Annotated in this window: 15 protein-coding genes and 1 pseudogene; 6 read left to right on the plus strand and 10 right to left on the minus strand. The window is 71.8% G+C overall.

All coding sequences use genetic code 11. From position 1 onward, the window contains the following. Positions 1-185: 185 nt before the first annotated feature. From gdhA to DS079_RS06190, 9 genes are all read right to left on the minus strand, one after another. Positions 186-1,529: an NADP-specific glutamate dehydrogenase gene (gdhA, locus tag DS079_RS06140; RefSeq protein WP_126985790.1), complete on the minus strand. Its 1,344-nt coding sequence runs from the start codon at positions 1,527-1,529 to the stop codon at positions 186-188. A gap of 158 nt (positions 1,530-1,687) precedes the next feature. After that, complete coding sequence (locus DS079_RS06145; protein ID WP_126985792.1) at positions 1,688-2,251, minus strand: O-acetyl-ADP-ribose deacetylase; 564 nt, start codon at positions 2,249-2,251, stop codon at positions 1,688-1,690. 98 nt (positions 2,252-2,349) lie between these two features. Further along, positions 2,350-4,776, minus strand: coding sequence for a glycoside hydrolase family 84 protein (locus DS079_RS17045; protein ID WP_164736135.1), 2,427 nt, complete (start codon positions 4,774-4,776; stop codon positions 2,350-2,352). Positions 4,777-4,944: 168 nt separating this feature from the next. After that, the gene (locus tag DS079_RS06165; protein WP_126985794.1) at positions 4,945-5,865 is read right to left on the minus strand and encodes an NADP-dependent oxidoreductase; all 921 of its coding nucleotides are present in this window, start codon (positions 5,863-5,865) and stop codon (positions 4,945-4,947) included. Between the two features lie 178 nt (positions 5,866-6,043). After that, a complete protein-coding gene (locus DS079_RS06170) occupies positions 6,044-6,772 on the minus strand; it encodes a glycerophosphodiester phosphodiesterase (RefSeq protein WP_126985796.1) in 729 nt (242 codons plus the stop codon). A gap of 222 nt (positions 6,773-6,994) precedes the next feature. Next, positions 6,995-7,762, minus strand: a complete 768-nt coding sequence (locus tag DS079_RS06175) for a glycerophosphodiester phosphodiesterase (protein ID WP_126985798.1) — start codon at positions 7,760-7,762, stop codon at positions 6,995-6,997. 127 nt (positions 7,763-7,889) lie between these two features. Further along, positions 7,890-9,290 carry an ABC transporter substrate-binding protein gene (locus DS079_RS06180; RefSeq protein ID WP_126985800.1) on the minus strand — a complete coding sequence of 467 codons (1,401 nt, stop codon included), beginning with the start codon at positions 9,288-9,290 and terminating at the stop codon, positions 7,890-7,892. A gap of 172 nt (positions 9,291-9,462) precedes the next feature. Next, positions 9,463-10,386, minus strand: a complete 924-nt coding sequence (locus DS079_RS06185) for a carbohydrate ABC transporter permease (protein ID WP_126985802.1) — start codon at positions 10,384-10,386, stop codon at positions 9,463-9,465. Beyond that, positions 10,383-11,408: a carbohydrate ABC transporter permease gene (locus DS079_RS06190; protein ID WP_126985804.1), complete on the minus strand. Its 1,026-nt coding sequence runs from the start codon at positions 11,406-11,408 to the stop codon at positions 10,383-10,385. The genes DS079_RS06185 and DS079_RS06190 overlap by 4 nt, the downstream gene beginning before the upstream one ends. Before the next feature lie 567 nt (positions 11,409-11,975). Here DS079_RS06190 and DS079_RS06195 point away from each other — a divergent pair. From DS079_RS06195 to DS079_RS06205, 3 genes are all read left to right on the plus strand, one after another. Further along, on the plus strand, positions 11,976-13,025 hold the full coding sequence (locus DS079_RS06195; RefSeq protein ID WP_126985806.1) for a LacI family DNA-binding transcriptional regulator: 1,050 nt from the start codon (positions 11,976-11,978) through the stop codon (positions 13,023-13,025). A gap of 105 nt (positions 13,026-13,130) precedes the next feature. Next, positions 13,131-13,652 (plus strand): ferritin, encoded by a 522-nt coding sequence (locus tag DS079_RS06200; protein ID WP_126985808.1) that lies wholly within the window; start codon positions 13,131-13,133, stop codon positions 13,650-13,652. Positions 13,653-13,734: 82 nt separating this feature from the next. Continuing rightward, complete coding sequence (locus DS079_RS06205; protein WP_126985810.1) at positions 13,735-14,181, plus strand: VOC family protein; 447 nt, start codon at positions 13,735-13,737, stop codon at positions 14,179-14,181. Positions 14,182-14,301: 120 nt separating this feature from the next. On the opposite strand, the gene DS079_RS06210 is transcribed toward DS079_RS06205, so the two are convergent. Beyond that, a complete protein-coding gene (locus tag DS079_RS06210; protein ID WP_126985812.1) occupies positions 14,302-14,886 on the minus strand; it encodes a YdeI/OmpD-associated family protein in 585 nt (194 codons plus the stop codon). Between the two features lie 57 nt (positions 14,887-14,943). On the opposite strand from DS079_RS06210, the pseudogene DS079_RS06215 reads away from it, so the two are divergent. The 3 genes and pseudogenes from DS079_RS06215 to DS079_RS06230 all read left to right on the plus strand — a co-directional run. After that, positions 14,944-15,192 (plus strand): annotated as a pseudogene (locus DS079_RS06215) (LLM class flavin-dependent oxidoreductase); the annotation flags it as partial. A 46-nt stretch (positions 15,193-15,238) separates the two neighbouring features. Beyond that, positions 15,239-16,675, plus strand: a complete 1,437-nt coding sequence (locus DS079_RS06220) for a recombinase family protein (protein ID WP_126985816.1) — start codon at positions 15,239-15,241, stop codon at positions 16,673-16,675. Between the two features lie 393 nt (positions 16,676-17,068). Further along, positions 17,069-17,317, plus strand: a complete 249-nt coding sequence (locus DS079_RS06230; RefSeq protein ID WP_007321353.1) for a hypothetical protein — start codon at positions 17,069-17,071, stop codon at positions 17,315-17,317. Positions 17,318-17,510 lie beyond the last annotated feature (193 nt).

Consider the following 17,510-nt stretch of genomic DNA (forward strand, 5'->3'; position numbering starts at 1 on the left):
CCCGAAAACAGCGTCGACACCCGTCGGTCGCCAGGGCGGCATCGACTGGAGCACCGGCGACCGCTATCGCGATAGCGGTCGCCGGTGCTCCATCGATGTGCAAGGCGGCTCCGACGCACCACCAGGTATCGGCCCCAACTCTGCCCGGCGGGCAAGGGCCTCCGTGGGGCCAGGGCCGGCGGGGCTCAGATCACGCCGAAGGCGATCATCGCGTCGGCCACTTTGCGGAAGCCGGCGACGTTCGCACCGACGACGTAGTCGCCGGGGCGATCCATGTCCTCGGCAGTCTCGAGGCAGGTGGTGTGGATATTCTTCATGATCTGCGTGAGGCGCTCCTCGGTGTGCGCGAAGCTCCAGGCGTCGCGGCTCGCGTTCTGCTGCATCTCGAGCGCGCTGGTCGCGACGCCGCCGGCGTTCGCGGCCTTGCCGGGGCCGAAGGCGACCTCGGCCTCGCGGAACACGGTGACGGCCTCGGGGGTGCAGGGCATGTTCGCGCCCTCGGAGACGGCGAGCACGCCGTTCTTCACGAGGGTCCGAGCGGCGTCCGCGTCGAGCTCGTTCTGGGTGGCGCTGGGCAGGGCGATGTCGGCCGGGACGTCCCAGACGCTGCCGCCCTTGACGAAGCGGGCGCCCTCGCCGCGACGGTCGGCGTACTCGTGGATGCGACCGCGCTCGACCTCCTTGATCTGCTGGAGCAGCTCGAGGTCGATGCCGTTCTCGTCCACGACGTAGCCGGAGGAGTCCGAGGCGGTGACCGGGAGGCCGCCGAGCTGGCGGGACTTCTCGATCGCGTAGAGGGCGACGTTGCCGGAGCCGGAGACGGCGACGCGGCGGCCTTCGAAGGACTTGCCGCGGGCCTTGAGCATCTCGTCGGCGAAGATGGCCGCGCCGTAGCCGGTGGCCTCCTTGCGCACGAGAGAGCCGCCCCAGTCCAGGCCCTTGCCGGTCAGAACGCCCGCCTCGTAGCGGTTGGTCAGGCGCTTGTACTGACCGAAGAGGTAGCCGATCTCGCGGGCGCCCACGCCGATGTCGCCGGCGGGGACGTCGGTGTACTCGCCCATGTGGCGGTGCAGCTCGGTCATGAACGACTGGCAGAAGCGCATGACCTCGCCGTCGGAGCGGCCGTGCGGATCGAAGTCCGAGCCGCCCTTGCCGCCGCCGATGGGCAGACCGGTCAGGGAGTTCTTGAAGATCTGCTCGAAGCCGAGGAACTTCACGATGCCGAGGTTGACGCTCGGGTGGAAGCGCAGACCGCCCTTGTACGGGCCGAGCGCGGAGTTGTACTCGACGCGGAAGCCGCGGTTGACCTGCACGACGCCCTCGTCATCGACCCACGGGACGCGGAAGATGATCTGGCGCTCGGGCTCGCACAGCCGCATCAGGATCCCGTGGTCCTGGTACTCGGGGTGCCGGGACTGCACGACCTCGAGGGACTCGAACACCTCCCGGACGGCCTGCTGGAACTCGGGCTCGCCGGGGTTCCGGCGGAGCACGCGGTCGAAGGTGTCCTGGAGCGTCGAGTCGAGCATCGCAGTCCTTTCAGGGGCCCGGAGGCCCGATGTCGCGGGACCCTCGGGGTCGGAGGGCGGAGCGGGGCCAGAGTACGCGTACGGAGTCGGGCGGTCACGGGACGTTCAGTGAGTGAACATGCACGTGCCTGTCTCGCCATGCACCGGCGAGACGGGGGTCACAGCGGAGCGTCGTCGCGACGACCCTCGAGGGCCTTCCCGTAGGCGGCGAGGGCCTCGTCGTCGAAGAGCACCAGGCGCAGCTCCCAGCGCCCGCCGAGCCGCGCCGCGCTCTCGCGCAGGCTCGCGATCGCGATGCGCGCGGCGCGGTCGAGGGGGAAGCGGTAGGCGCCGGTGGAGATCGAGGGGAAGGCGAGGCGGTGCAGATCGTGCTCGTGCGTGACCTCGAGGCAGCGTCGGTAGCAGGAGGCGAGCTCGGCGTCGCGGCGGGCGCGACCGGCCTCGTCGGCGTGGGCGGACCAGATGGGGCCGACAGTGTGCAGGACGTACGGGACAGGCAGGTCGTGCCCGCCGGTGAGCTTCGTGTCCCCGGTCTGGCAGCCCCCCAGGGTTCGACACTCGGCGAGCAGGTCGGGACCGGCGGCGCGATGGATCGCGCCGTCGACCCCGCCGCCGCCGAGCAGGGTGGAGTTCGCGGCGTTGACGATCGCGTCGACGTCGTCCACCTGGGTGATGTCGCCGCGACGCAGGCTGATCAGCGGGGATCCGTCGACGGTCTTCATGGCATTCCTCCTCAGCGTGACGGGATCGGCGGTGCGGCCTCCCTCGCCCCGAGTCTCGCCCACCGGGGGCCCGGCGGGCGAGACTCCGCACCGACCCCTCAGGCCTCCGGCGGCTCCTCGGCCAGGGCGAACTCGCGCACTTGCACCCACTTCCCGCCCTCGTTCTTGCGGGTCACGCGCAGCCGCGCCGCCTGAGTGGCGACAGGAGCGTCGAGCGTGACCTCGAGCAACGGGGAGCCGTCGGTGCTCGCCGCCTCGGTCCAGCTCTGCCCGTCGGCCGAGAGCTCGAGCACGCCGTGCTGGATCTGGTCACCGGCGGTGTCGTCGCTGCGCGCCATCTGCACGCGCACGAAGGTGATCTCGTGGCTCTCCTCGAGGTCGATGCGCACCTCGTCGCCGACCGCGGGCGCGCCGTCGGACCAGAAGAAGGTCGAGAGGTCGCCGTCGGCCATGAGCTCGGGGGCGTGGTCCCGGTAGGTGCCGAGGGTCGTGGTGGCGGTGGCGGGCAGCCCGCGGAGGGGCAGCGACGGGTCCCCGGGCAGGGCCGCGCGCAGCACCTCCCAGGCGCGTGCGGCGAAGGCCTCGAACAGTCCGCCGCCGACGACGGGGACGATCTGGTCCTCCTTGTACACGCCGTCCTTGCGCTGGTCGGGGACGGTCGCGCGCCCCGCGAGCGCGAACCGCTCGACCGCCCGGGCCGCCGCCTCGGAGGCAGCCCCGTGGTCCCCGGCGTGCAGCGCCGCCATCATCTCGTGCTGGGCGAGCAGGCCCTCGGCCCACTGGGCGCCCGCGACGATCCAGGGCAGGGTGTCCTGATGGAAGCCGGGCTCGGCCATGCCGGCGAGGGAGTCCTCGAGCCCCGCGATCCGGGTCAGGCGCTCGACGAGCGCCGTGCCCTCGGCCCCGCCGTCGACGTCCGCCTCCCAGTAGGCGGTGAGATCCGCCTCGAGCGCGGGGGCCAGCGGGGAGCCGGAGCGGTAGGGCCAGTTCTGGTGGAGGTCCGCGAGGACGCGCAGGTCGGAGCGGATCTGCTCCTCGGGGCCGGCGAGCTCGTCGACGACCGCGTCCCAGGACTCGGCGGCGTCGTAGACGGCCGGGTTCCAGCAGTAGTCGGCGTAGTTGCCCAGCGAGATCAGTGAGGCGTAGGGCTGGATCATCGGGTTCGCGGTGAAGCCGGCGAGGTGCTCGTGGAGGGTCGGGGCGCGGCCCTCGAGGGGGTTGAGGAAGAGTCGCTCGCGGCGGCCGTCGTTGACCGGGAAGTTGTCCCAGATGTAGAGGTGCTCGGTCCGGTACGACTCGACGGCCTTGACCACGGACTCCTCGGTGATCGAGGGGGAGAACACGCCCTCGCCGGTCCACTGCACGCGCACCTCCGGGTCCAGGCCGGTGCCGAAGGCGGTCTTGTAGTCGGTGGGTCCGGAGCCGGTGTACCCGGTGGGCACGGTCTGCAGCGGGGACAGGTCGTGCGCCCGCACGTACTCCTCCTGGACCCGGTTCAGGTAGTGGACCTGCGCCGCGGGCAGGGAGTCGAACTGTGCGGCGTCCTCCTCGCCGAGCTCCCACGGGATGTCGTCCAGTGCGATGTAGAAGCTGGTCACGCCCAGTTCGCGCAGCTGCTCGAACTTCGTCACCGTCGCCTCGAAGTCGGCGTCGGAGCCGTAGACGATGTCGTTGCCGGGCGAGAGGGCGTAGGTGAAGTCGACGTGGTGGGCGTTCGCGACCTCGACCAGCTCGGCGAGCTGCTCGAGGTCCTCGCCCGCGTAGAGCTCGCGCCACTTCGAGCGCAGCAGCAGGTCGTCCTTGGGGGTGTAGATATAGGTGTTGAGCTTGTGCCGCCCGCAGAAGGCGAAGAGGTCCTGACGGGCCTGATGGGACCAGGGGATGCCGTAGAAGCCCTCGATCGCGCCGCGGATCTCCATCAGCGGCTCGTCGCGCACCGTGACCTCGGGGACCAGCGAGCGGCCGGCGAGGAGGCGGCGCAGGGTCTGGACGGCGTAGAAGGTGCCGCGGGCGTCGCGCCCGGCGAGGGCGAGGACGGTGCCGCGGTCGCGGCCGGCGGCGAGCACGTAGCCGTCGGCGGCGAGGTCCTCGGGGCCCCCGACGCCGAGCACCTCGAGCACCGGGGTGAGGCTCGGTGTCTCCTCGGGGGTCCCGAGGTGGACACGGGTGCCGCCGGCGGCGGGGTCGGCGTCCGCGGGGAGCGTCTCGACGGCGCAGCCGGCCGCCTCGAGCGCCTCGACCAGGAGTTCGCGGGCCCGCTTGTCGACGCCGTCGCCCGCCTGCAGCTGCACGCGCCGGGTCAGGGGCAGCAGTTTCCCGGAGCCGGTGAGGGACTGCGGGGCGGGGTGGAGGGCGGGGACGGCGTCGCGGGTGCCGCCCTCGGCGTGCGCGGCACCCAGCGGCAGAAGGGCCGCACCGCCGGCGGCGAGGCCGAGGCCGAGCGCGGAGCGGCGGGAGAGGTGGCGCAGCGACGGGGTGGCGGCGCGGGCGGGGGTGGGAGGAGGAACGTCCGCAGAACGATTCACAGCGAGAGCCTTCCGATCCGCGCACGCGGCGGGCGTGGCGGTGTGGGGATGCGCGGGGCGCCGACGGGCACTGCGATGTGAGGCGCCCCACAGGGCGACGACACCGTATCAAGCGGGTGCCGCGGCGTCAGCGGGTCCGACCCGGCGATCGACGGGCGCGCCGCGGCGTCAGCCGACGGTCAGGACGATCTTCCCGCGAGCGTGCCCCTCCATGCTCGCGCGGAAGGCGTCGGCCGCCTCGGCGAGGGGGAAGGCGCGTTCGACGTCGATGCGGAGGTCTCCGGCCTCGGCGAGCTCGCCGAGCGCGGCGAGGTCCGCGGCGTCGGGCCGCACCCACAGGTACTCGCCGCCGGAGCCGACGACGGAGCCGTCGGCGATGGAGGCGTGGCGCCCGCCGTCCTTGAGCACGGCGAGGGTCTGCTCGAGCACCCCGCCGACGTAGTCGACGACGAGGTCGACGCCCTCCGGGGCGTGCTCCCGGACCCGCCCGACGAGCCCCTCCCCGTACTCGACGGGCTCGGCACCGAGCCCGCGCAGCCGCTCATGGTTGCGCTCCGAGGCGGTGCCGATCACGCGGGCACCGGCCGCCGCCGCGATCTGCACGGCGAAGGAGCCGACGCCGCCGTTCGCGCCGTGGACCAGCACCGTCTGCCCGGCGGTGAGGCCGAGACGGTGCAGGGACTGGTGGGCGGTGAGGCCGGCGAGAGGCAGTGCGCCGGCCTGGGCGAAGGAGAGGGAGTCGGGCTTGCGGGCGGCGGCGCGCACCGGGACCGTCATCTTCTCGGCGAAGGAGCCGGCCTGGACCCAGTCCTTGCGGGCGTAGGCCATGACCGCGTCGCCGACGGAGAACTCCGGGACGTCCAGGCCCACCGCCGCGACGACGCCCGCGACGTCCCAGCCGGGGATGACGGGGAAGGTGGTGGTCATCAGCGGGTCGAGGCCGCCGGACATCACCTTCCAGTCCACGGGGTTCACCCCCGCGGCGCGCACGTCGACGAGGATCTCGCCAGGGCCGACCTTCGGGTCCTCGAGCTCGGAGAGGGTGAGGACCTCGGGGCCCCCGTAGCTGCTGTAGGTGATGGCCTTCATGAGGGTGTGCAACGCGCGGCGCTCTCCCCGCATTCCCGTGAGATGCGCGCGGCTGCGGCCTCATCGCGCGCGCGATCACGACCTCCGCCGGCCGCACGAGCTCCACCAGGCTGGCGGAGCCGGGCAGGGCGATGCCTCGGGCGGCGAGGCCGGGGCGGCACAGGAGGCGCCCCGGACGTCAGCTCCGCACGTCGAGCTCGCGCTGCACCCAGGCCGGGTCGTCGGTGGTGATCGTGTCGACGCCGCAGGCGAGGGCCACCTCGAGCTGGGCCGCGGTGTTCACGGTCCACGGGTTCAGGCGCAGACCGGCCTCGTGCACGGCGCGGGCGGCGCGGAGGGCGAGCCCGTCGATCGCCGGGCCGATCCCCGCGGCGCCGAGGTCCTTCGCTGTCCGGATCGTCTGCGCGGTGATCTGCTCGACGAGATACGAGACCGGCGTGCCAGGGCTGCCGCGACGGATCGCCTCGAGCGCCTCGGCGTGGAAGGAGATGACGGTGGAGACCTTCGCCGGGGAGTCCTCCGGGAGCGCGGCGAGCTGCCCGGCGACGGCCTCGCCGGCACCGGCGACCTTGACCTCGATGAACAGGGGCACGGTGGTCGTCTCCAGCAGCTCGGCGAGCGAGGGGACCTTCTCACCGTCCTCGAGCAGCACCGTGTCGAGCTCGGCACGGGTCAGCTCGCCGATGGCGCCGCTGCGCCGGGGCGAGTCCGCCGCGGCAGTGCGGTCGATGGTCTCGTCGTGCATCACGACCACCTCGTCGTCTGCGCTGAGATGGACGTCGCACTCGAGCAGCTGGGCGCCGTCCTCGATCGCGCGGCGGAACGCGGCGAGCGTGTTCTCGGGGGCGTGCGCGCTGGCGCCGCGGTGGCCGACGATCGCGGGGCGGGCGGGGCGCTTCGGGGTCATGGTGCTCCTTGAGCGGTCGGGCGTGCAGTGATCGGGGGGCGAGCTCGTGCGGGTCGGGGGCGGTCCGGTCGCCCGGCGCGGCGGGGCGCTCGGGACGAGGCCCTCCCGTCCCGACCCCCAGCATGCCGCGGGTCACGCCTTCGCCCCGTGCTCGACACAGGTGCGGGACCGGCCGAGCGGCGGCCAGGGGCTCCCCCGTCCATCGCCCCGTCCCTCACACGCTCAGACCAGGGCGTGGCGCTCCATCAGCGCCGCCGCCCAGACCGGGTCGTCGACGGTGAGGGTGTCGCAGCCGAGCTCGAGGGCCCGCTCGAGCTCCTCCTCGGTGCGTGCGGTCCACAGGTTCAGGGCCACGCCGAGCTCGGCAGCGCGCTCGACGTCGGCCTGACGGGCGTCGGCGATCCGCACGCCGGCGTGGACGACGCCGAGGTCTCGGCACGCCTGCCACCACTCGGGGCTCGTCGCGGTGGTGGTGAGCATCCGCGGGATCCAGGGCGCGACCTGCTGCGCGTGCTGCAGCGGCTCCTGGTGGAAGGAGAGCAGCACGGCCGGGGCGGCCGACGGGTCCGTCCAGGCCTCCGCGCCGCCGTCGCCGAACTCCTCGGCGAGGACCTCGAGCACCCGCTCCACGGCGCCCGGCGCCTTGATCTCCACCAGCAGCGGCACCCGGGTGCCGTCCTCGCGCACGGCCGCCTCGAGCACCTGGGCGAGGGTCGGGATGTGCTCGCCCTCCCCCACCAGCACCCGGTCCAGCTGGGCGCGGGTCAGGTCGGCGACCGCGCCGGTGCGCAGCGGGGAGTCGGCCTGCACGGTGCGGTCCAGGGTCGCGTCGTGGAGGATCACGTCCTGGCCGTCGGCGCTGAGGTGGACGTCGCACTCGAGCAGCGTCGAGCCCTCGGCGACGCCGCGCCGGAAGGAGCGCACGGTGTTCTCGGGGTCGAGGGCGGCGGCGCCCCGGTGTCCGACGAGGGCGGGCTGCGTGGGGGTCATGATGGGTGGTTCTCCTGGGTGGGATGGTCGGCAGGGCGAGCGGCCGGGGCGGGCCGCCACGGCTCACCCCCCGGGGACGGCGGGTCCCGGTCGCCGCGGCGACCGGGACCCGCTCAGGGCAGGACGCTCAGTTCCAGCCCTCGAACTCCACGGCCTCGTAGTCCTCGCGGTTGTCATCGAGGGTCTCCTGGAGGGTGGCCGCGAGCGCGTCGAGCACCTTCTTCGGATCGGCGCCGTCGCCGTAGACCTGCGCCTGCGCGGCGCCGATCTCGGTGACGGAGCCCTGATCCCAGTTGGTGTAGTCCGCGGTGCGGGCGTTCTCGAGCTGGGCGAGCGCGACGCCGTAGTTCGGGTTCTCCGCGACGAGGTCCTTGACCGCCTGGGTGTCGGCCGCGGCCTTCACGATCGGGACGTAGCCGGTGCCCGCGTGCCACTCGGCGGACTTCTCCGGCTGGGCGAGGAAGCGGAACAGCTCCGCGCAGGCGTCCTGACGGTCCTGGGAGTCGCTGCGCACGATCGAGAGGCCGGAGCCGCCGGTCGGGACCTGCTTCTCCTGGCCCTCCTTGGAGAGCATGAACGCGGTGCCGACCTCGAAGACGCCCTCGGTGGCGGCGGTGGTGCCGGTCAGCCCGGCGGTCGAGCCGCGCATCCCGGCGGTGATGCCGGAGGCGAAGTCGGTGCCCGCGGCCTGCGCCATGTAGCCGAAGCCGTCCTCGTGGATGAACTTGCGCTGCCACTCCAGCCACTCCACGCCCGCGTCCTCGTTGATCGTGACCGCGAAGTCCTCGTTCGCGTTCGCCCCGCCGAAGCCCCAGATGTCGGCCTGCGCGTGCCAGGCGTCGTCGGCCCCGACCGCGAGCGCCGCCAGCGGACGGCCCTCGACCTCGATCTTCGCCAGCTCAGGCGCGAACTCGGCGAGGTCCTCCCAGGTCTCGGGGCCCTCCTCGGGCAGGCCCGCCTCGATGTAGCGGGTCTTGTTGTAGTAGAAGAGCGGGGTGGAGCGGGCGAAGGGCACCACGAAGGTCTCGCCGGCGGCCTTGCCCTCGGCGACGTAGTTGTCGATATAGACGTCGAGGCTCCACTCGTCGTCGAAGTAGCTGTCCAGCGGTGCGAGCGCGTCGGAGTTGTAGAACTGGAGCCACTGCATCTCGGGGAAGCAGACGATGTCCGGGACCGTGCGGGCCTGGAGGGCTGCGGTGAACTTCTGGTTGAGGTCGGCATAGCCGCCGACGGACTCGGCGATCGCGACGATCTCGTCCTGGGACTCGTTGAAGGCCGCGAACTGCTTGGCGAGGACCTCGTAGTTCACCCCGGTGAAGGGCGCCCAGAACAGGATCGGGGTGCGGCCCTCGTACTCGGAGGGGACGGTGAGGTCGGCCTGCGAGAAGCCGTCACGGACGGAGCCGTCGGCGCTGCCGCCGCCCCCGCCGTTCGGGGCGCCGCAGGCGGCGAGGCCGGCGGCGCCGGCACCCAGGCCGAGAGCCGCCATCATGGTGCGGCGGGAGAGGTTCAGGGGGCTGCGGGACATGTGCATCGCTCCTTGGAGACGGGCCGGACCGGAGGGCTCCGGTGCGGTCGGGCGGGGTCGTCGGGTCGTGCGGGACCGGGGCCGAGCGCTCGTGCGCCCGGTCCGGCGGGTTCGGGGGTCGGGCCGGAGGGGCCCGGAACGGTCGGGACGGCGCGGGGCCGTCCCGTCGGCCTCACTTCATGGCGCCGGCGGCGAGGCCGCCGATGATGCGCTTCTGGGCGAGGAAGAAGAGGATCAGCATCGGCAGAGAGACGAACACGGCGCCGGCCATGATCACGCCCCAGTTGCTGTAGCCCTCCTGGCTGCGCAGGAACAGCAGCCCGATGGGGAGGGTGCGCATGTCCTCGGTCGAGGTGACGATCAGCGGCCACACGTACTCGTTCCACTTCCCGACCATGACGATCAGGGTGGCGGTGAGGATCATGGGGCTCGACAGCGGCACCACGATGGTGAGCATGCGGCGGATGTGGCCGGCGCCGTCGATCTCCGCGGCCTGCAGGATGTCCTTGTCGATCGTGCGCATGTACTGGTAGATCAGGAACATCGCGAAGGCGCTGGCGATGCCGGGCAGGATGATCCCGGCGTAGGTGTTCAGCCAGCCGAGGTTCGCCACGGTGATGTAGTTGACGATCAGCGTCACGTGGCCCGGCAGCATCAGCGAGGCGACGATCAGGCCGAACACGATCTTCTTGAACCGGAACTCGACGAACACGAAGGCGTAGGCGCACAGGATCGCGAGCACGATCTCGAGCACGGTGCCGACGCCGGTGGTGATGATCGAGTTCAGGAAGAAGCGATCGAACGCGGCGGCCTCCCAGGCGCCGACGAAGTTCGAGAACGTCAGCTCGGTGGGGATCCACTGCAGGGGCCAGGTGTAGATGTCCTGGTGCGGCTTCAGGGCCGAGGAGAACAGCCAGTACAGCGGCACCAGGAACACCGCGATCGTGGCGAGGACGCCGAGGACCAGCAGCGCGGTCGCCCAGGCCGGGCGGCGGGGGCCGCGGCGGCGCCCGGTGTTGCGGGGCACGGAGGTGCCCTCGGGGGCGGCCGTCCCGTCGGGGAGCTGGGCGGAGGGGGCGGAGCTCAGGGTGCTCATGAGTCGTAGTTCACCTTCTTCTCGCCGTAGCGGACCTGCACGTAGGTGATGACCAGGAGGATCGCGAGCAGCACGGTCGCGGCGGCCGAGGCGCTGCCGATGTCGAACTTCTGGAAGGCCTGCTCGTAGACCATCCAGCTCAGAGTGCTGGAGGAGGTCCCGGGGCCGCCGCCCGTCATGATCGAGATGATGTCGAAGGCCTGCGCGGCGGAGATGATGCCCGTGATCGAGAGGAAGAACGTGATCGGGCTCAGCAGCGGCAGGGTCAGGTGGCGGAAGAGCTTCCAGCCGTGCGCGCCGTCGAGGGCCGCGGCCTCGTAGAGGTCCTTCGGCAGGTCGAGGATCGCCGTGTAGCAGATGACCGTGACGAAGCCGAGGCGCTGCCAGGTGTAGGCGATGGTGATGGACCACAGCGACCAGTCCGAGGTCGTGGTCCACGCCGGGGAGTCGGCGCCGAACAGCGAGAACGCCCAGCGGGAGAGGCCGTAGTTCGGGTCGAACATGAACAGCCACAGGATGCCGACGGCGGCGCCGGGCAGCATGTGCGGGGCGAACGCCATGGTCTGCGCGAAGCCCGTGAAAGGGACCTTCGTGGCCAGCAGGCTGCCCAGCAGCAGGCCGAGCACGAGGGAGCCGATCACGCTGACCCCGGTGAAGATCAGCGTGTTCATCAGGACCTGGCCGAAGCTCGCCGAGGTGAACAGATCGACGTAGTTCGCCGCGCCCACCCACTCGGGGACGGGCTCGACGAAGTCCCACTCGAAGAAGCTCAGCCCGATGTTGTACAGCGCCGGGTAGTACGAGAAGACGATGATCGCGAGGAAGTTCGGGGCGATCAGCGCGAGGAAGAGCAGCGCGTCGCGACGGGCGCGGCGGCGACGCTGGGGAGAGCGCCGACGCGCGGGCCGCTGCGCGGCGGGGGTCGCGCCGGCCGGCGCGGACTCGACGGTCGCCTCGCTCGGCGGCGCACCGGCAGCGGCGGCCGTGCGGTCCGGGCCGTGGGTGCGGACGGGGGTAGTCATGGGAGCGCTCCCAGCTTCCTGGTCGGGACAGCTCCGAGGGGCTGTCGGGGGACGACGGGCTGCGCGACGGACGCGCCCTGCCCGGGGCGGGCGGCCGTCGGCGGACCGGAGGGTCCGCCTCGCCCGCTGCGCAGGATCGGGATCCGGGAGCGGGCACATCGAGGACCCGGGCGGCCGCGGGGCGGGCGCCGGCGTTCTCGACGAGGCCACCGTAGAAAGCCGCGGGACGATCCGCCAAGGAGCCGTCGAGTTCGGTGAACCGACCGTGAACAGCGCCTGACCTCGCAGGTGGGAGCGCTCCCACGACCTTCCGGGCCGGTCTCCGAGCACCCCTGGGCACCCCCGGTCCGCCGCGCGTCCACCGGAAGTTCACCGTCCCGGTGCCGACTGTTCGTCGTCGGCCCGGACGCGCTCCGGACCCCCTCCCCCGGTCTTCACCTGCAGGTCACCTGGGCGGTCCGCAGCACCTTTGCGGCCGGGCTATCCTGCCCCGGACCAGCCGCCGACGCGACGCGCACCGGAGCGCTCGTGCAGCACCCCGAGGCATCCGGGACGGGAGGAGCCGCCATGCCGCGACAGCCCACCATGGAGGACGTCGCCCGCGCGGCCGGGGTCTCGCGCTCCACGGTCTCGCGGGTCTTCCAGAACGACGGGGAGCGGGTCTCCCCCGACACCCTCATCGCCGTGCACGAGGCCGCCACGCGCCTGGGCTACGTGCACAACCTCGTCGCCAGCGGGCTCGCCATGCGCCACGGCCGTCAGCTCGGCCTGCTGATCCGCGACGGCACGAACCCCGCCTACGGGCACCTGCTGGCCGAGACGAACCGGGCGGTCGAGCGGGCCGGGCGCACCCTCATCTCCGTGACCGCCTCCCGCCACGACTACGGCACGGCCGAGGTGGCCGGACTGCGGCGCCTGCTCGGCCAGCGCGTCGCCGGAGTGTTCGTCGGCACCGGGGTGACCGCCGCCGAAGACCTCGTGGAGACCGTGACCTCGGTGCCGCTGATGATCGTCGGCCGCCCCAACGAGCATCCCCGCATCGAGTCCATCAGCTACGACGAGCGCGCCCACGGCCGCACGGTCGCCGACGAGATCGCCGCGCACGGGCACCGACGCGTCGTCGTGCTCACCGCGCCGCTGCTCTACTCGCGCGTGTTCGACCTGCGGATCCGCAGCCTCGTCGAGCGGTGCGCGGAGCTCGGCATCTCCATCCTCCCCGTGGACCTGCTGCCGGTGGAGCAGGGCGTGGTACGCGCCCTGGACACCGCGCGGCAGGAGGGCGCGAGCTGCATCGTCTGCCCCGTGGACTACGTCGCGCTCGACCTGCTGCGGGCCGCCGCCGCCCGCGACGTGCGCATCCCCGAGGACGTCAGCACCCTCGGCTTCGACGGACTCGGCGACGGCCTGGACCTGGTGGGGCTCGCGACGGTGCGTCTTCCCGTCGAAGAGGTCGCCGCCCGGGCGGTCGAGCGGATGGAGGAGCTGCTCGTCGCCGCGCAGGAGGACCACGAGGGCCCGCTCGCCTCCGCCCCGCCGCCGGCGCGGCACACGCTCGTCGAGGGTGAGATCGTGCCCGGACGGACCCTCGGGCCGGTGCCCGCTCACCTGCGGGGCTGAGCCGGCCGCGCACGGTCAGGCAAGCCTGCCCGAAGTGCATCATCGCAGGTCAGGGAAGGCTCACCCGGGGTGACAACGACTGGTCGGAGGACTACCGTCGTGCCCATGAAGATGAGCAACGATCTCGAGAAGAAGTTCCAGGACCAGATCACCCTGGAGTTCGCCGCATCGATCACCTACCGCCAGCTCGCCATCGAGGCGGATGAGCAGGACCTCCCCGGCATCGCCGCGTGGCTGCGGCACCAGGCCGACGAGGAGATCGTCCACGCCAACAAGTTCATCCAGCACGTCTCGGACCGCGGCAACCACGCCGCGATCGGTGCCCTCTCCGAGCCCGGCGTGAAGCCCGGCCTCTCGGTGCTGGAGATCTTCGAGGCCGCCCTCGCCCACGAGGAGAAGGTCTCGGAGTCGATCCGCGAGCTCTACCGCAGCGCGGACAAGGAGGGCGACTACGATGCCCGCCCGCTGCTGAACTGGTTCGTCGACGAGCAGCTCGAGGAGGAGGCCACCGTCTCCGAGATCATCGGCCGCGTGAAGCTGATCGGCGAGGACGGCTCCGGCCTGCTGCGCCTGGACGCCGAGCTGGGCTCCCGTCCCACCGAGTCCACCGAGGCCGACGAGGACTGAGCCTCCCTTCGCGGCCCGGGGCGTGGAAGACTGACGCCCCGGGCCGCGACGTCGCCGCCCGCCGACGAACCCGGAGGTCAGCATGCCGCAGCCGCAGAACTCGCCCTACGTCGCCTTCCCCGGCAACGGCCAGGAGGTGCTCGCCCACTGGCAGGAGCTGTTCGGCGGCGAGCTGGAGATGATGACCTACGACGAGATCCCGGATCTCTCGGGCTTCCCCTTCACTCCGCCCCGCGGGGCGGTCGCCCACGGCACGCTCACCGGCGGCCTGTTCACCGTCTCGGGCGGCGACGCGATCGGCGGGCCGGGCGACGAGCTGCCGCCGCTGGGCTCGGACGTCTACTCCTTCCTCATCGGGCTCGAGGACGTGGAGTCGGCGAAGTCCCTCTTCGCACGGATCGCCGAGGGCGGCGGGAAGGTCGCGATGCCCTTCGAGCTCGCACCCTGGGGCGACCACTACGGCCAGGTCGTCGACCGCTTCGGCGTGATGTTCGCGCTGGTCGTGGGCGGGAGCTCGACGCAGAGCTGACCGCAGGTCGTCGCCGACAGCTCGATGCGGAGCCGAGCGCGCGTCGCGCCCGCACGGCGGTCGCGGCGCACGGCGGGCGCGCCGACCACGACGCGTGTCGGCACCTCGCGGTGCCGCCCCTCAGCGCGTGCCCGCCCCGTCGCCGCGCAGCCGCCGCACGGCCCGGACGACGGCCCGCTCGCGCGCGGGCGCGTCGCGGGCGGAGAGCACCGGGTGCAGCACGCTGAAGCGGTTCGTGCGGTTCAGCGCCTCGAAGGCGGCGCGTGCCGCGTCGTCCTCGGCGAGCGCGGCCGCGAGCTCGGGAGGGACCTCGGCGGTGGCCGGGCCTGCATAGGCGGCGTCCCAGCGACCGTCCGCGCGGGCACGCTCGACCTCGGCGCGACCGCGCTCGCGCATCCTGCCCTCCTCTTCGAGTCGGGCGATGATGGCGACGTTGCGCTGCGACCAGATCGAGCGCGGCCGGCGCGGCGTGAAGCGCTGGAGGAAGGTCCCTTCGTCCCGGCTGCGCCGCTGGCCGTCGATCCAGCCGCTGCACAGCGCCTCGTCGAGGGCCTCCTGATAGGACAGGGACGTGGGGTCGAGGGTCCCCTTCTTCGCGAGCACGAGCCATTCGCCGTCGCTGCGGCCCTCGTGCGCGAGGAGCCAGCGCCGCCAGGCGGGCGCGTCGGCCAGGACGAGCGGCTGCTCGGGGGTGCTCGCGGTCATGGCGGCATCCTTCCATCACCGCTGGTTCCGTTTTCAACTACTTGATAGGGTGCGGTCATGCGTGCCTTCGGATTCCTCAGCTTCGGCCATTACGGCGGCAATCCCGCCCAGGGCGGGATCACCGCCCGCCAGATGCTCCACGACGCGATCGACATCTCGGTCGGCGCCGACGAGCTGGGCGTGAACGGCGCCTACTTCCGCGTCCACCACTACGCCCGCCAGTCCGCCGCGCCGATGCCGCTGCTGTCCGCGGTCGCCGCGCGCACGCAGCGGATCGAGGTGGGCACGGGCGTGATCGACATGCGCTAGCGCATGTCGGGGTTGCAACACTCGTCCACGTAAGCTTGGTTGCATGGTCGAACTGGTAGCGCTGAGGAAGACGAACGAGGTGGCGGCCTACGTCCGCGCCTCCATGGACCGCAAAGGCGACCGCTGGACGGTCGATACACAACTGAGGAAGATCAGGGCATTGGCCGAGGCCAAGGACTGGAACGTGGTCGAGGTCTACGAGGACAACGCGGTGTCGGCGACGAAGAAGCGTCGAGCTGGCACCCGCTGGGCCGAGATGTTGGACGACGCCCGAGCAGGTCGATTCTCGATGGTCGTCGCCGTGGACATGGACCGACTGCTGCGGAGCACGAAGGACCTCAACACGCTGATCGACCTCGGCCTGCGCGTCGTCACAGTGGACGGCGAGATCGACCTCTCGACGGCCGACGGAGAGTTCCGAGCGACGATGCTCGCCGCTCTCGCCCGGTTCGAGGCTCGACGCAAGGCGGAGCGGCAGATCAGGTCGAACGAGCGCCGCCGCGCCGAAGGCATCCCGGCGTCCACCTGGAAGGCGTTCGGTTGGACGAGGGAGGGCGAGCTGATCGAGGAGGAGGCCGCCGCAGTTCGGCGGGCCTTCGATGCGTTCCTCGGGGAGCCGTCGCTGTCGATCCGTCGCATCCGGGAGGACTTGAACAGCGCTGGCCACCTCACCGCCCGCGGGTCGGAGTTCTCCGTCGATGCTGTGCGGTATCTGCTGGCGAACTCGCTCTACGCTGGCTTCATCCGCCACTACAAGACCGGCGAGCTGTACCCGGTGCAGGGCGAGGCGTTCCCGCCCATCGTCGGCGAGCAGACGTGGCGGGCCGCGGTGGCGAAGCTGGAGGACAACGTGCGGAGGTCGGCGAGGCAGGGCAATCAGCCGAAGTACCTCCTGTCCACGATCGGCCTCTGTGGGAAGTGCGGTGCGACGCTCGTCTCGGGGACGAACAGCCGCAAGCAGCCGACGTATCGCTGTGGAGAGCACTTCCACCTCACGCGCCAGCGCGAGCCCGTCGATGCGATGGTCACCGAGGCGGTGCTCACCCGCCTGTCGTCCGTGGACGTGCACGACCTCGTGATGCCGCAGGAAGCCGCCGGGCCGGATCGCGAGGAACTGCTGACCGAACGGAACGCCCTGGTCGAGCGGGTGAAGGAGCTGAGCCCGCTGCTGCGCGACATCCATCAGCCGGTCCTGGAGATCACGGCGGCGATCAACGACGTGAAGGCTCGCATCGACGAGATCGACGCGGAGCTGCTCGACCGCTCGGTGTCGGTGGCGGCGAAGCTGCTGGCGGAGGTCGATGAGCCGGTCGGCACCGCGGAGCGCCGCGAGGTTGTCGAGTCGAAGTGGAAGGCGTTGGACATGGACCGTCGCCGGATGCTCGTGGACGAGCTGGTGACGGTGACCATCGAGCCCATCATGCCGGGTCACGTGAAGTTCGACCCCGATCTCGTGCGGATCGAGCCGAGACGCGACTGACTCATGACTCGACTCGTCATTGCACTGGTGAGTCGAGTCATGGAAGAATGGTTGCAGACAAGAAGATCCCACCGGGGCCGCGACTTAGAAGCGCGGGGTTCTGCTCCCGGATGAGTAGCCGGTCAAACAGCCCAACTACCGTGGCGGGGAACCGGAAGATACTCATGTCTGAGGACTTCCGATGTCTGTCGTTATCGACGTTCCCCGCGCATCCGCGCTCGTCCGCCCTGGCCTCGATCAGGGCTCCGCTCCTTCTCCGCAGGCAGACGGTCACGATCCCGTCATCGCCGCCGCCCGCGCCGCTGGCCGCCGAGCCGGTGAACGCCTGGCACTCACTCCGCTGACCCCGCGCCAGCGCGCCGCCGTTGCCTCTGTGATGGGCGGTGGTCGCTGATGAGCGCGAACTCCGCCGCCTTCGATCACTTGACCGGCTTCCGCTGGCGTCAGGGCGACCCGTCCCTCGCCGACGCCGAGGCCCAGCTCTACGACCTCGGCGTGCTCCGCTCCGTGCTGGAGGAGGCCGTCGAGATCGCCGTCGCCGACGCCCGAGCCGATGGGGTGACCTGGGCCAGGATCGGCGACGCCCTCGGCGTCACGCATCAGGCTGTCATCAAGCGCTACGGCCGGGGCGGTGGTCGCTGATGCACGCCGACACCCGCGACCTCAGCACCACTCCCGTCGACCTGACCCCGCCCGGAGGGCCTGGCCTGGCACCCGCCGAAGGCGGGCTGCCCGTCGTCGTGATGGCTGCCCGTAGCCGTGCTTCGCACACCAAGAGTTACGAGACCCTCATTCGTTCCTACGGGCGCGGCAAGGGCTTGTCGATTGCCGCGCC

Source organism: Brachybacterium paraconglomeratum, assembly GCF_003994255.1.
GTDB lineage: Bacteria > Actinomycetota > Actinomycetes > Actinomycetales > Dermabacteraceae > Brachybacterium > Brachybacterium conglomeratum.